This is a genomic window from Mycolicibacterium sp. 624 (genome assembly GCF_040548615.1).
Lineage (GTDB): Bacteria > Actinomycetota > Actinomycetes > Mycobacteriales > Mycobacteriaceae > Mycobacterium.
In genome coordinates this window covers 199,770-214,199 of sequence record NZ_JBEPRZ010000004.1, presented here as the reverse complement: position 1 = coordinate 214,199, position 14,430 = coordinate 199,770, and the positions used below count along the sequence as shown (strand labels likewise).

The following is a 14,430-nucleotide window of genomic DNA, read 5'->3' as shown; positions in this document are numbered from 1 at the left end:
CCCCCTTCATGCCCTTGCACGCCGAGATCTATTGCTGTTACCGCACTCTCGCAGGCAACGGGAGGCTGGATCGTCGAAGTTCCGGGCGCCCTTGCCGATTTCAGGTTCTGTCATGATTCACCGTGCAACTTCTTGCGTTGCCGGAGAGCTAGGGACGAGGTGGCCATCGCCACGTGCAGAGGGGAATTCGGCCGGCCGACCCTCGCGGAAGGCTTGTCGGGCCTCGCGGTAGTCCGCGCTCGCGAAACCTAGGGTCTCCAACGCCGCGGACAACTCCTGCTGAGGAAGGGCATTGGTCAGCCAACCTGAGTTCAGCGATCGCTTTGTCCAGCGGATTGCCTGCTGTGAGCCCTGCGCAAGATCGTCGGCGATCGCCAAGGCGCGATCGAGCACCGCCTCCTTCGGCTCGGTGACGCTCACCAGACCCATATGCTCAGCCTCAGCGCCAGTCAGACTTGCTGAAGTTAGTTGGTAATACTTAGCTTTGGCCATGCCGACGAGCAGCGGCCAAATCAGGGAGGAGTGGTCGCCCGCGACCACTCCTACACGAGTGTGGCCGTCCCGAAGCAAAGCGTCCTCAGCAGCGACACTGATGTCCGCGAGCAACGCCATTGACAGACCCCAGCCCACCGCGGGCCCGTTGATCGCCGAGATGAGGGGCTTATCCATGTTCAGGAGCGCCGTGATCCGTCGCCGCTCACCCTCCATGAGCGCGATCGCGTCATCCAGGGTGGGGTCTGGTTGGCTCACATCCATGCCTGTGCAGAACCCGCGGCCGGCGCCAGTGATAACAGCGACCCGCGTTTGGGGGTCACGGTCGACATCAAGCCAAATTTCGGTCATATGCTCGAACATCGGCATCGTGAGGGAGTTCAGTCGCTCGGGACGATTGAGGGTGATGAGGAGTACCCCGTTTGGTTTGCGCTCGATCAAGATCTCCTTCGGGTAGCGGCTAAAGACGTCATCCGCGGCCAGTGTGTTCATCGCGCTTCTCCTACCTCGACACTATTTTCGGTTGTTTCCTGCTGGGACACTGCTTTCGAACGCTTCGAACTCGACGTAGCAGGCGGCCGCTCGGCGCGAACACCATCCAGAATCGCCGCTGAGGTGCGCCCCGGTAACGGCGCTCATGCGTATGCGCTGGTGTCGTCTCGACTTCGCCCATATAGGTGAATCGCCCGTCGCATCCCATCGGCCTCTGTGAATGCGCATTAACCTATGGCCCGAGTGTGATCCTGTCAACACTTTCTGTAGAACCACGGGCATTTCCGTGGGTTTCACCTGCATACCGTTGCGCAGAGCCACAGATGGAACCGCCTGTCCATCGGATTAAGGGCCACAAATGGCACCCGCAGGCGGCCGATCCAACCTTTTGTGGATTAATGCTCGTTAATAACGGCACACGCGCTGATCACCGCGGATGCGCGTTATTCCTGTAGCCGGCGTGCCCACGCTCTCCTGACCACACAGACCGCAGCCCAATGCGACCGCGGGTACGGCAACCCACGCTGAACTGGCTGAGTGTCAACGAGTTTGGCACACCATTCGACGCCGTGATCCTGGCCCTTTACAATATCGCAGGCCGCATCCTCAACTGGTCCCATTGGCTCGACTGTGTGGTGCCGTGGCGCTTCCGCCGTCCCGGCATGCGGTACCGCCGTCACCGATGTGCCGGCTGTGCGCATCGCGCGCACGGCGACCGTCAGCTAAGAGGACGGGACCAGATCCCCGCTACCATCGACGCCGGCCTGGCCCAGGGGCCTGTCGCGTCAGGCGTCCGGCAGCTGCAGCGTGGTCGTCGCGAGGTGCGCGAGCAGACGGCCCTCATCGACCGCCGCCGAGCGGTAGGACACGTAGCCGTCGGGTCGGATGAGACAGGCCGCCGGCGTCGTGGCGGCATCGCCGAAACCGTATGCAGTGGCAAGGTTCCCGTCCGCGTCGACCAACGTCGCGCCGAACACCGCGGTATCCGAGAGCCCCTCGGGCACCACGACGACAGCACGCAGGCGCCCGGCCGACCGAGCGATCACATCCTCGGCGACCTCCATCGCCTCGCCCCACGCCGCCTCCGATGTCGCCCACAGCAGCAGGGTGTGGCCGGTGTGGCGGAACAACTCGTGACAGCGAATGGGGCCGGTCACTGCGCTGCGACGAAGGCCGGTGGCGTCCGGCGCCCGCTCCCCTGGACGTGGTCCGGCGGCGGGACCCGGTGCGTCCGGATCGTCGCCGACGATGGGGCTGTCGGCGTAGTGCACCAGGAGTTGCGCTGTGCGCAGCACCGTCGTCTGCAAGTCGTCGCCGCCGCCGATTCCCTCCCGGGCTGCACGCACCGTCCGGCCAACCACCTCCTCCCCCACGGGATGGCGTTCGGCGTGGTAACTGTCCAGCAGGTGCGGCGCCGCCGCGCCCTGCACGGCGAGCGCGAGTTTCCAGCCCAGGTTGTAGGCGTCCTGGATACCGGTGTTCATGCCCTGCGCGCCTGTGGGCGGATGGATGTGGGCGGTATCGCCCGCCAGGAACGCCCGGCCCTGCTGATACCGGTTGACCAACCGGTGACTGATGCGGAAGACCGATGACCAACGCATGTTTGTCGCCGTCGTCGGCTCGGGCGCCAATCGATCGAGAACCGCCTGCACGTGGCGCAGCGCCGGCTTCGGCGCATCGGCCTGAATCCCGTGTGTGACAACGTCTTCCACGCGGGTGGCCGCAGACAGCTCGTCGGGCACCAGCATCGAGATTCGATAGCGGCACCGGCCGGGCAGCGGGATGCACACCAGCAAATCGTCGACGACGCCGTCGGTCACATGCGAGCTGCGCACAGACAGGCCAGTCGGAAGGCCCCAGTCGAGCTCGACGTCGGCCAGCATGTACTCCTCGGGGAACGCGTCGCCCTCGAACGTCAGCCCCAGCGTCTTGCGCACCACGCTGTGCGCGCCCTCGGCGGCCACCAGATACTCGGCTGACACCTCGCGTTCGCCGTCGGCGTCGCGCAGGGTCGCCTTCACACCGGCGTCGTCGGCGGTGAAGGCGACCAGTTCCACGCCGCGGCGAACTGCGGTGCCGAGCCCCGCCAGATGCGCACCGAGAATCTCCTCGGTGGTGTACTGCGGCAGGCAGACGAATCCGTACGGCACCTCATCAGGTATTGGGAAGACGAGTTCTCCGGTGCGCTCACCGTTGACGTACATGACCTGCCCGCGCATCGTGATCGACGCGTCGAGCGCGGTGTCGACGATGCCGATCTGATCCCAGATCTCGAGGGTGCGGGGTTGGATCCCTACGGCCTTCGCCCACGGCGCCACGCTGTCGCGTTTGTCGATGATGAGAACGTCAACTCCCCGGCGCGCCAACTCAATAGCAGCTGTGAGCCCCACCGGGCCGGCTCCGACGACGATCACCTGTGCGTCCATGTGCGGGACTCTAGCGATCAGGACGCATTACGAGAACGGGTTTCACCGCGCCACCCGTCGTCGCGGAATGCCATGCGTCGCCGAAGTCGTCGAACGAGAAGGTGGTCACCAGCTCCTCCAGCGGCAGGTCGCCGCGGCGCCACATCTGCGCCAGTTGCGGGATGAACACGTGCGGGTCGCTGTCGCCCTCGACGACACCGCGCACGCGAAGGCCACGACCCATGATCAATCCGACCGGAAGCGCCGCGCTCAACGCGCCCAGACCGACCAGCGCAAGAGTGCCGCGGGCACGCAGGCAGGTCAGTGCCGTCGCTATGACGTCGGGTAGCGCGGTCGTGTCGATCGCCGCCGTCGCTCCCCCACCGGTCACCTCGATGAGGTGCGCCGCGACATCGCCGTCGACCGGGTCGATGACGGCGGTGGCGCCCAGACGCATCGCCAAGGCCCGTCGCTGCGGCACCGGATCGACGGCGACAATGGCCCGGCATCCCGCGATCCGCCCACCCATCACCGCCGAGAGCCCCACCGCACCCGCGCCGAAGACGGCCAGCACGTCGGCGGCAGCCAGAGCCAGGGCGTTGAGCACAGTGCCGACACCGGTCTGGACGCTGCAACCCAACGGCGCCGCCAGCTCGGGGGGCATGGGTTCGGGCAGCACGACGGTGTTGGCCGGCCGCGAGATGGCGTGGGTGGCGAAGCTGGACTGCCCGAAGAACCCGCCGGCCACCGGTGTGCCGTGCAGGCGCAGGGCGCTGGTCTCGTCACCGCGATCACCGCGCATGTTCAGGCCGGTCGAGTGGTCACAGTAGGCGGGGGCGCCCTCGGAGCAGTTCGCGCATTCGCCGCAACTGGCGAACGTCAGGACCACCTGTTGGCCCATTGCCGCCGTTGCGTCGGGGCCGGCCTCGACAACGGTGCCGGTGCCCTCGTGGCCGAATGTCATCGGCAGCCTCGCGGCCGGAAACCGGGCGGAGACGCTGACGTCGGTGTGACAGATGCCGACCGCGGCGACGCGCACCAGCACCTCATCGCCGACGGGCGGCCGGATCTGGACGTCGGTCAGTTGCGGAACGGCTCCCGGCTCGAGCACGACCGCGGCACGCGCCTCTATCACCCTGGGATGTTAAATGGTCTGGATGCGAGCCATACAGGTACCACAGTTGGACGGTCCACACGCCGCGGAATTGGTGGACATCGACGAGCCGACATCGGCCGACGGCGTCGTCATCGACGTGTACGCCGCCGGCGTCGCCTTCCCCGATGCGCTACAGACCCGCGGGCTCTACCAGCACAAGGCGGAGCTGCCCTACGTGCCGGGAGCCGAGATCGCGGGCGTGGTGCGTAGCGCGCCCGCCGGCGCGCACGTGTCCGCAGGCGACCGGGTGGCCGGCCTGACGATGCTGACGGGTGGCATGGCCGAAGTCGTTGCGTTACCGGCAGATCGGGTGTTCGCGCTGCCGGACTCGGTGTCCTTCGAGGCGGGTGCTGGCCTGCTCTTCAATGATCTGACGGTGCACTGCGCACTGCGAACCCGGGGCCGGTTGGTTCCCGGCGAGACGGTCCTCGTGCACGGTGCCGCTGGCGGCATCGGAACATCTACGCTGCGCCTGGCCGCGGCGTGGGGTGCCTCGCGCATCATCGCCGTGGTCAGTACCGAGGACAAGGCGGCCGTCGCCAGGGCCGCCGGCGCCACCGACGTGGTGTTGGCCGACCACTTCAAGGACGCAGTCAAGGAACTGACCGGCGGACGCGGCGTCGAACTCATCGTCGACCCGGTGGGCGGTGACCGCTTCACCGACTCGCTGCGATCGTTGGCACCGGGCGGACGCCTGCTCGTCGTCGGATTCACCGGCGGCGAGATCCCAACCGTCAAGGTCAACCGGCTGCTGCTGAACAACGTCGACGTGATCGGTGTCGGGTGGGGCGCTTGGGCCGCAACGCATCCCGGCTATCTACACGAGCAGTGGGCCGAACTCGAACCGCTGCTGGCCTCGGGCCTGATCACCGCACCCGATCCGGTCGTCTACCCGCTGGAGCGCGCCGGTGACGCCATCGCCTCGCTGGAGGACCGGTCGGCCAAGGGCAAGGTCGTGGTGAGGGTGCGCTGAGCGCAAGGTCGTCGTGAAGGGGCGGTGTCGGTTTCGCGGTCCCTGACAGAGGGCACTCCGGACTTCAAACGGAGCGAGGAGACCACACATGGCCAAGAAGACGAGCAAATCAGCTGCGCTCCTGTATCGCCCCATAGGCCTGGCCAGCTCGCTGGTGGGCGGACTCATCGCCGGGCTCGTGTTCAAGCAGGTGTGGCGACTGGCGGCTCCCGGCCCGCAGTCCAATCCGCCGAAGGCCCTGGAGACCGAGTACCCCTTCAAGCAGATTCTGCTGGCCGCCGTCATACAGGGCGCGATCTTCTCGGCGGTCAAGACCATCATCGACCGGCAGGGCGCCCGACTCTTCGAGAAGGCGACCGGCGAGTGGCCGGGTAGCTGAGCGCTTCGTGCGTGCTGACGTTCGCTCAGCGAGCGTCAGCGCTCATGATTCGCAGAGTTCGGCCGCGTTCGACGTTCCTAAGGCCCGAGTCTCCGAGCGTCCCAAGTTCGACGAGCGGATGCTCGCCGACCGACGAATGGTGCTACGGATCGCGGTGACCCGCGTCTACGGTCTGCACCATCCCGCCCTCAGGTCGTCAGCACCACCTTGACGCAGTCGGCATCCCTGGCCGCAACTGCGGCGTAGGCGGCGGGCGCCTCGGCCAGCGGCATGGTGTGGGTGAAGATGTTGCTGACGTCGAGCCGGCCTGATTGCAGCAGGGGGACGAGTTCGGGCCAGGTGCGCTGCACGGGCGCCGTGGTGAACCGCAACGAGATGCTCCGAATCAGACTGAGTGTGGCGGGCAGCGGGAACGGGTTGAGGTCGTGCACACCCACCACCGACACCGTGCCACCGGCCCGCACGCAGGCCAGCGCATCGTTCATCGACCCATCGCTGCCGACGGCATCGATCACCGACACCGCACCGCGACCGTCGGTCGCATCCAACACCGCCTGCAGTGCCGGTGGCGCCAACCCGACGGCCCCGGCCTGCTCGGCGCGCTGCCGTCGACCCTCGACGGGATCGATGGCGAAGACGGTGCCCGCGCCGAGCGCGATGGCGCTGTGTACCGCGCACAGTCCGACCGCACCCAGACCGATGACCACGACGGTGCCGCCGGGCGGGATGTCGGCACGCTGCGCACCCGCCCACCCCGTGGCGAGATTGTCGGTCAACAGCAGGGCTTCCTCGGTGTGAATGTCCTCGGGCAGCGCCAACAGCTGGAAGTCCGCGACGGGAACCGCCAGCAGTTCGGACTGCGCGCCGCCGAGTACACCGGCGCCGAAGATCCGAGGCCCACCGACGCACGTCACCGGATCGTGTGTCGCACAACCGGCGCACGACCCGCAGCCGGCGACCGAGGAGACCAGCACGTCGTCACCTACCTTCACGGTCGTCACATCGGGTCCGACCTCGACCACCGTGCCGACCGCCTCGTGGCCAAGGGCAACCGGCGCGGCGAGCGGGTAGTCACCCTCGTAGAAGTGAAGATCGGAACCGCAGATCGCGGTCGACCGCACCTCGATGATGGCGCCGTCCGCGCCGGGCAGCGTCGGATCGGGCACCGTCTCGACCCGAACCTGACCCGGAGTATCGATCACGACGCTCTTCATCTGAACTCACTCTCCATAGATCCACTGCCCCCGACGCAGCACACCGCGCACCGCGAGGTCACCATCCAGAACTACCAGGTCGGCATATGCACCCGGCGTCAGGCCATCTGACGGTAGTCCCAGTGCCCGCGCCGGATTGATCGAGGACTGCCGCACGGCCTGCAGCAGCGCCGCCTCCGGCGGCAGTCCGGCGTGCGTGACAGCGAACCGGAACACCCTGTCCATCGTCGCGGTGCTGCCTGCGATGGTGTCGGAGCCCCCGACACGCGCAACGCCCGCGACGACGTCGACGGCGATCGGACCGAGGCGGTACCTCCCGTCGGGCATCCCGGTGGCCGCCATCGCGTCGGTGATCAACGAGACCCGGTCGGCTCCGGCACTCATCGCGACATGTCGGTAAATGGCGGGCGCGATGTGCACGCCATCGGTGATGAGTTCGACGGTCACACTGGGATCTTCGAGCAGCGCGATGGCAGGCCCTGGCTCCCGCCGATCGATCGGGCGCATCGCGTTGAACAGATGCGTGCCCACCGTCGCACCCGCCGCGATCGCCGCACGCGTCTGTTCGTAGGTGGCCTCGGTGTGCCCTACCGCGACAACGACTCCTGCATCGACGAACTGCCTGATCGCCGCGAGTCCACCGTCCCGCTCGGGTGCGATGGTGACCATCCGAATCGTTCCGGCGCCCGCCTCGAGCACACGGTCGATCTCGGCTGGGTCGGGGTCGCGCATCAGCGATGGCTGATGCGCACCACAGCGACTGGCCGACAACCAGGGTCCCTCCAGGTGGATACCGTCGACCAGTCCGGCGCGCACGTCGTCGGCCAATCCGTATACCTGGCGCAGCAATTCGTCCAGCCCGGCGGTCACCAGGGACGCGACCATCGCGGTCGTGCCGAATCGGCGGTGATACGCCACCGCGGTGGCGGTCTCGGACGCGACGGCGGCGGAGAAGTTCGCACCGGCCCCGCCGTGCAGATGGGTGTCGACGAATCCGGGCACCACCGTCACCGCCCCGAGGTCGCGGTCCGCGGGCCGCGAGGGAACTCCCCTGCCGACTGCCGCCACGTTGTCCTGGTCCACCTCGATCCACCCGGGCCGCAACAGTTCTGAGCCCGTGGCGATGGTGTCTGCCGTCAGTAACAACTCAGATGCCCTGCCAGTCCGGCTTGGCGCGGTAGGTCTCGCGGTAGTAGTCGACGAGCTGGAGGCGGCGTGCGGCGGCGTCGTCGAGCAGCACGGTCACGTGGGGGTGGTGTTGCAGAATGGTCGCGGGCCACATCGCGCTGACCGCGCCCTCGACCAGGTGGTGCACGGCCTCGGCCTTGCTGCTGCTGGTGGCGACCAGGATCACGTGCCGGGCCGCCATGATGGTGGCGAGGCCCTGCGTGAGGCAGTGGGTCGGCACCGCGTCGATGTCGTCGCCGAAGAAGCGCGCGTTATCGCGGCGCGTCTGCATGGTGAGCGTCTTGATCCGGGTCCGTGACGCCAGCGACGATCCCGGCTCGTTGAAGGCGACGTGTCCGTCGGTGCCGATGCCGAGGATCTGCAGATCGACGCCACCCGCATCACGAATCGCGTTCTCGTACTGCTCGCATGCCGCCGGGATGTCGGCGGCCAGACCGTCGGGGCTCTGCACCGCTCCTGGCGCGAAGTCCACCCGCGACACGAAAACGTTGTCGATGACCGTGCTGTACCGCTCGGGATGGTCGGCGGGCAGGCCCACATACTCGTCGAGGGTGAAACCCCGTGCCGAGGCGAAGGAGATGAGCCCCGCATCGCAGCGCGCCGCGAGTTGGTCGTAGATCGCCAGCGGCGACGATCCGGTGGCCAGCCCCAGGACCGCCGTCGGTTTGCGAGCCAGCAGTGCGCCTATCGCGTCCGCGGCGAGGGCGCCGATCTCCTCGGCGTCGGCCAGGGTAATGACTTCCATCTACTTGGTCGCGGTGAAAAGGGTGGCACCGTAGTCGATCTCGGAGCCGGTGCTGACCGCGTCGGACGGCGTGACATTGTCGGATTCGCGTTCGTCCATGACCACGACGGGCACGATGGGATTGAGGCCCTTGGCCACGATGGCCGGAACGTCGTAGGTGATGACGGTCTGGCCCGCGATGACGTCGTCGCCCTGGCTGACATGAGAGATGAAGCCCTCACCGGCCAACGCCACGGTGTCCAGGCCGAGATGGACCAGCACGCCGACATTGTCCGGTGTCATCACGATGTAGGCGTGGGGCATCAGCTTGAGCAGCTTGCCACTGACGGGAGCGATCGCGTCGACCACCGCACGGGGCGGGTCGACGGCGGCACCGTAGCCGACCATGCCCTGCGAGAACACCGGATCGGGGACGTCGGACAACGCAACTGCACGCCCCGCCACCGGGGCGAGGACTGGCGTCTTGCTCACGATGAGCGACTCCCTATCTAGCGGACACCATCGTCCGGCCTGCACCAACAATACGAGCGCAGCGCAAAGACGGCCTCCACTTCAGCGCTACTCGTTTAAGCTACCGCTGCGCTTCGACGGTCGGCGTGGGCGCCACAGGGAGGTCACCGATAATGGGCGATGCGACGAAACCCGTGGGCGCACAGAGGAAATCGGGGATGCGCATACCCGGCTTCGCGCAGTTGCAGCGGCTGGGCAAGAGCCTCATGCTGCCGATCGCGGTACTGCCCGCGGCGGGCATCCTGCTGCGGTTGGGTCAGCCCGACCTGCTGGGCCGGATCGACGCGCCGGTCATCGGGGCGTTCTTCCAGGCGATGAGTGCGGCAGGTGACGCCGTATTCGCCAACCTGCCGCTGCTGTTCGCCGTCGGCGTGGCCATCGGATTCGCCAGAAAGGCCGACGGCTCGACCGCGCTGGCCGCCGTGGTGGGTTACCTGGTGGTGGAGGCGGTGTTCAAGACCATGTCGCCGATCGTTCTCGCCGGCGAGGTCGACAAGGCCGGTGACCAGGCTCAGATCAACTACAGCGTGTTCGCGGGGATCGTGGTCGGTCTGCTCACCGCCTGGTTGTTCGACAAATACCACACCATCGAGTTGCCGTCCTACCTCGGATTCTTCGGCGGGCGGCGGTTTGTGCCGATCGTGGTGTCGTTGGCCTCGCTGTTCCTCGCGTTCGCCATGAGCTACTGCTACCCGATCTTCGACGTGGGGCTGACGAGTCTCGGCCAGTTCATCGGCGGCGCAGGTGCGCTCGGTGCATTCGTCTACGGATTCGCCAACCGCATGCTCATACCGCTGGGTCTGCACCACATCCCGAACTCCTACGTCTGGTTCCTCTATGGCGACTACCAGACACCCGGCGGCGACGTCGTCACCGGTGAACTGACCCGATTCGCGGCGGGCGACCCCACGGCGGGCATCCTGACGTCGGGCTTCTACCCGATTCTGATGTTCGGCCTGCCGGCCGCCGCACTCGCGATGATCCACGTGGCCAACAAGAAACAGCGCAAGGTGGCGGTCGGAATCCTGTCGGCGGCTGCGCTGACCGCGTTCCTGACCGGTGTGACCGAGCCGCTGGAGTTCGCGTTCATGTTCGTGGCCTTCCCGCTGTACGTCATCCACGCTCTGCTGACCGGGCTGTCGCTGGCGGTGGCCTACCTGCTCGACATACACCTGGGCTTCTCGTTCTCCGCCGGGCTCATCGACCTGCTGCTCTACGGCACCGCACCGGCCGCAAAGAACATCGGACTGTTGATCGGGATGGGCCTGGTGTTCTTCGTCGTCTACTACGTGCTGTTCCGGTTCGCGATCACGAGGTGGAACATGCGCACTCCCGGCCGGGAGCCGGAGGCCGAGTTCGAGGCCGAGGAGCGGGCGAACATCGGGGAGGGCGCGGAATCGGCGACCGCGGTGGCGGCAGGCGGTACGGCGACCGCGACGATCGCAGCTCCGGCGGACAGCAGAGCCGAACAGGTCATCGAGGCGTTCGGCGGCCGGCAGAACCTGGTCAATGTCGACGCCTGCATCACGCGCCTGCGCATGGAGGTCGCCGACAAGGGCAAGGTCGATCAGGCCCGGCTGAAGAGTCTGGGCGCAGCGGGTGTGGTCGAGGTCGGCAACAGCGTGCAGGCGGTGTTCGGCACCCAGGCCGAGGCGCTCAAGAACGCCATCCTCGACGTCCTCTAGACCAATTTCACGCCCGTGGCCTGGGAATACCTAGCCAATCTCGCTTTCGATGTTTTGTGCGCGCGCCCAGGTGGTAATCGACTGTCATGTTCCTGAACGGCGATTTCTCAAAGCGATTGTTCATTGCTGGCGCAGCGGCTGCTGCCCTGGCCATCACACCGCTTGGTGTGCCGACGGCGCTCGCTGAGCCGGCACCGCCGCCGCCGTGCGCCGACGTCAACGCACCGGGCTGCGCAACTGCCGGACCCGGCGGCGTCCAGGCCACGGTTCCCGGTGCAGGTGCTGTGGCTGGCCCGGAGGGGGCCGGAGCGACCGTGCCCGGTGCCGGTGCTGAAGCCGGACCCGGCGGAGCCGCTGCCACCGTTCCCGGTGCAGGTGCTGAAGCAGGACCCGATGGAGCCCAAGCCACCGTGCCCGGTGCCGGTGCTGAAGCCGGACCCGGCGGCGCGGCAGCCACCGTTCCCGGCGCGGGTGCTGAAGCGGGACCCGGCGGCGCCAGTGCCACCGTTCCCGGTGCCGGTGCCGAAGCAGGTCCCGGCGGCGCCAGCGCCAACGTTCCAGGTGCCGACGCCAACGTCGGCCCCGGCGGTGGCCAGTTCTGCATCGACAACGTCGGTTGCGTCGGCGGTGCGCGGTAACCACACCAGTCACAACTGAACAGCATGCAGGCCAGGGCTGAGCCCTGGCCTGCATGCTGTGGTGGAGATGGCGATTTGAAACTCGATGCGCCACACCAGCCATACACTCGGGCAATAAGCGGAATCCGCTCAGCGAGGAGCACAGCCCATGTCGATCACCGAGCCTGTCAGCAAGTCCGTCACCCAGCCTGCGAACGAGTCGGTCACTGGGTCGGTCACTGAGTCCGTCAACCAGGATGTGGCCGCCACGCAGCAGTACTTCGACAGTCCGCGCTTTGAGGGGATTACCCGGCTCTACACGGCCCGCCAGGTCGCCGAGCAGCGCGGCACGATCCCCATTGACTACACCGTCGCCCGGGAGACGGCGGCGGCGTTCTACACCCGCCTGCGCGAACTCTTCTCCCAGCACAAGAGCATCACCACCTTCGGCCCGTACTCACCAGGGCAGGCCGTCACGATCAAGCGCATGGGCATCGAGGGCATCTACCTCGGCGGGTGGGCGACCTCGGCCAAGGGGTCGCTGAGCGAGGACCCCGGCCCCGACCTGGCCAGCTACCCGCTGAGCCAGGTACCGGACGAGGCGGCCGGACTGGTACGCGCGCTGCTCACCGCGGACCGCAATCAGCTGTACCTACGGCTGCGTATGACCGACGCCGAGCGCGCCGCGACCCCGGCAGTCGACTTCCGGCCGTTCATCATCGCCGACGCCGACACCGGTCACGGCGGAGATCCGCACGTCCGCAACCTGATCCGCAGATTCGTCGAGGTCGGCGTGCCGGGCTATCACATCGAGGACCAACGCCCCGGTACCAAGAAGTGCGGCCATCAGGGCGGCAAGGTGCTGGTGCCCTCCGACGAACAGATCAAGCGACTCAACACCGCCCGCTTCCAACTCGACATCATGCGGGTGCCCGGCATCATCGTCGCGCGCACCGACGCCGAGGCGGCCAACCTGATCGACAGCCGTGCCGACGAACGCGACCAGCCGTTCGTCCTTGGTGTCACCAACCTGAGGATCCCGCCGTACAAGGCGTGCTTCCTGGCCCTGGTGCGCAGCTTCCACGACGCGGGTGTCACCGCCCTCAACGGTCATCTGCTCTACGCGCTTCCCGACGACGAGTACGCCGCCGCCGACGCGTGGCTCGAGCGCCAGGGCATCAAGAAGGCCGTGACCGAGGCCGCGTCCGGGTGGCGGGCCGACGGGGACCAGTCGGTCGACGATCTCTTCGACCGCGTGGAGTCGCAGTTCGTCGAGGCCTGGCAGGAGGATGCCGGGCTGCAGACCTACGGCGAGGCCGTGGCGGAGCTGCTCGAGTTCCGCGAGCGCGAGGGCGAACCGCAGGACATGAAGGCAGCGGACTGGCGCCTGTTCGCCAAGACCGCATCGCTGCACTCCGCGCGCGAGCGGGCAAGGCAGCTGGGGGTTGACGCCCCATGGGACTGCGAACGGTCCAAGACACCCGAGGGCTACTACCAGGTCCGCGGCGGCATCCCCTATGCGATCGCCAAATCACTTGCGGCAGCGCCGTTCGCCGACATCCTGTGGATGGAGACCAAGACCGCGGACCTCGCGGATGCGAAGCAGTTCGCCGACGCGATCCACAGCGTCTATCCCGACAAGATGCTGGCGTACAACCTGTCCCCCTCGTTCAACTGGGACACCACCGGTATGAGCGACGACGAGATGCGCGCCTTCCCCGAGGAGATCGGGAAGATGGGCTTCGTCTTCAACTTCATGACCTATGGCGGGCACCAGGTCGACGGCGTCGCCGCCGAGGAGTTCGCCAGCGCGCTACGCCAGGACGGCATGCTCGCGCTGGCCCGGCTGCAGCGCAAGATGCGGCTGGTCGAGTCGCCCTACCGCACGCCGCAGACCCTGGTGGGCGGCCCGCGTAGCGACGCGGCGCTCGCGGCGTCCTCGGGGCGCACGGCGACCACCAAGTCGATGGGCAAGGGTTCGACTCAACATCAGCACCTGGTGCAGACCGAGGTGCCCAAGAAGCTGCTCGAGGAGTGGCTGGCGCTCTGGGGCGAGCACTACAACCTCGGCGAGTCCTTCCGCGTGCAGCTGCGACCCCGGCGCGCGGGCGGCGAGGTGCTCGAACTCGGCATCTACGGCAAGCGCGACGAGGGTGAGGAACTGCTCGCCAATGTGCTGGTCGATCCCATCAAGGACCGGCACGGCCGCAGCATCCTGACGGTGCGCGACCAGAACACGTTCGCCGAGCAGTTGCGCCAGAAGCGCCTGATGACCCTGATCCATCTGTGGCTGATCCACCGGTTCAAGGCCGATGCCGTCTACTACGTCACTCCCACCGAGGACAACGTCTATCAAACCGAGAAGATGAAGTCGCACGGTATCTTCCGCGACGTTCACCAGGACGTCGGCGAGATCGTCGTCGCCGACGTGAATCACGACCGCATCGACGAGCTGCTCGCCCCCGATCGGGAGGCCCTGCAGCGCCTGATCCGCAAGGAGGACTAGCGGCGCGGGTCGGTCTCCACTGCATGCGACAAAGAATCGCGTAGATCTCATCACTGTCGCGGATACGG

Annotated in this window: 12 protein-coding genes; 5 read left to right on the top strand and 7 right to left on the bottom strand. The window is 67.1% G+C overall.

Features of this window, described 5'->3' with window-relative positions:
- Positions 1-117 precede the first annotated feature (117 nt).
- The 3 genes from ABIA65_RS17550 to ABIA65_RS17540 all read right to left on the bottom strand — a co-directional run bounded on the left by ABIA65_RS17550 (position 118) and on the right by ABIA65_RS17540 (position 4,524).
- Entirely contained in the window at positions 118-984 is an 867-nt protein-coding gene (locus ABIA65_RS17550) for an enoyl-CoA hydratase/isomerase family protein (RefSeq protein ID WP_354524356.1), read from the bottom strand.
- 785 nt (positions 985-1,769) lie between these two features.
- A complete protein-coding gene (locus ABIA65_RS17545; RefSeq protein WP_241400312.1) occupies positions 1,770-3,410 on the bottom strand; it encodes an FAD-dependent oxidoreductase in 1,641 nt (546 codons plus the stop codon).
- A 10-nt stretch (positions 3,411-3,420) separates the two neighbouring features.
- A complete protein-coding gene (locus tag ABIA65_RS17540; RefSeq protein WP_354524355.1) occupies positions 3,421-4,524 on the bottom strand; it encodes an NAD(P)-dependent alcohol dehydrogenase in 1,104 nt (367 codons plus the stop codon).
- Between the two features lie 22 nt (positions 4,525-4,546).
- Here ABIA65_RS17540 and ABIA65_RS17535 point away from each other — a divergent pair, with 22 nt between their 5' ends.
- Together ABIA65_RS17535 and ABIA65_RS17530 are read left to right on the top strand one after the other, a co-directional pair.
- A complete protein-coding gene (locus ABIA65_RS17535) occupies positions 4,547-5,518 on the top strand; it encodes an NADPH:quinone oxidoreductase family protein (RefSeq protein ID WP_241400314.1) in 972 nt (323 codons plus the stop codon).
- An 88-nt stretch (positions 5,519-5,606) separates the two neighbouring features.
- Complete coding sequence (locus ABIA65_RS17530) at positions 5,607-5,897, top strand: DUF4235 domain-containing protein (protein WP_241400315.1); 291 nt, start codon at positions 5,607-5,609, stop codon at positions 5,895-5,897.
- Between the two features lie 188 nt (positions 5,898-6,085).
- Here ABIA65_RS17530 and ABIA65_RS17525 read toward each other — a convergent pair whose 3' ends face one another.
- Genes ABIA65_RS17525 through ABIA65_RS17510 form a run of 4 tightly spaced genes read right to left on the bottom strand, consistent with a single transcriptional unit; the run spans position 6,086 to position 9,515 of the window.
- A complete protein-coding gene (locus tag ABIA65_RS17525; RefSeq protein ID WP_241400316.1) occupies positions 6,086-7,111 on the bottom strand; it encodes an alcohol dehydrogenase catalytic domain-containing protein in 1,026 nt (341 codons plus the stop codon).
- Between the two features lie 6 nt (positions 7,112-7,117).
- Positions 7,118-8,257, bottom strand: a complete 1,140-nt coding sequence (gene nagA, locus ABIA65_RS17520) for an N-acetylglucosamine-6-phosphate deacetylase (protein ID WP_354524354.1) — start codon at positions 8,255-8,257, stop codon at positions 7,118-7,120.
- 1 nt (position 8,258) lies between these two features.
- A complete protein-coding gene (nagB, locus tag ABIA65_RS17515) occupies positions 8,259-9,044 on the bottom strand; it encodes a glucosamine-6-phosphate deaminase (RefSeq protein ID WP_241400318.1) in 786 nt (261 codons plus the stop codon).
- Entirely contained in the window at positions 9,045-9,515 is a 471-nt protein-coding gene (locus tag ABIA65_RS17510) for a PTS sugar transporter subunit IIA (protein ID WP_354524353.1), read from the bottom strand.
- A 152-nt stretch (positions 9,516-9,667) separates the two neighbouring features.
- Here ABIA65_RS17510 and ABIA65_RS17505 point away from each other — a divergent pair, with 152 nt between their 5' ends.
- The 3 genes from ABIA65_RS17505 to aceA all read left to right on the top strand — a co-directional run bounded on the left by ABIA65_RS17505 (position 9,668) and on the right by aceA (position 14,362).
- Positions 9,668-11,239 carry a PTS transporter subunit EIIC gene (locus ABIA65_RS17505; protein ID WP_354524352.1) on the top strand — a complete coding sequence of 524 codons (1,572 nt, stop codon included), beginning with the start codon at positions 9,668-9,670 and terminating at the stop codon, positions 11,237-11,239.
- A gap of 86 nt (positions 11,240-11,325) precedes the next feature.
- The gene (locus tag ABIA65_RS17500; protein WP_354524351.1) at positions 11,326-11,877 is read left to right on the top strand and encodes a hypothetical protein; all 552 of its coding nucleotides are present in this window, start codon (positions 11,326-11,328) and stop codon (positions 11,875-11,877) included.
- 148 nt (positions 11,878-12,025) lie between these two features.
- Positions 12,026-14,362 carry an isocitrate lyase ICL2 gene (aceA, locus tag ABIA65_RS17495; RefSeq protein ID WP_241400324.1) on the top strand — a complete coding sequence of 779 codons (2,337 nt, stop codon included), beginning with the start codon at positions 12,026-12,028 and terminating at the stop codon, positions 14,360-14,362.
- Positions 14,363-14,430: the final 68 nt, after the last annotated feature.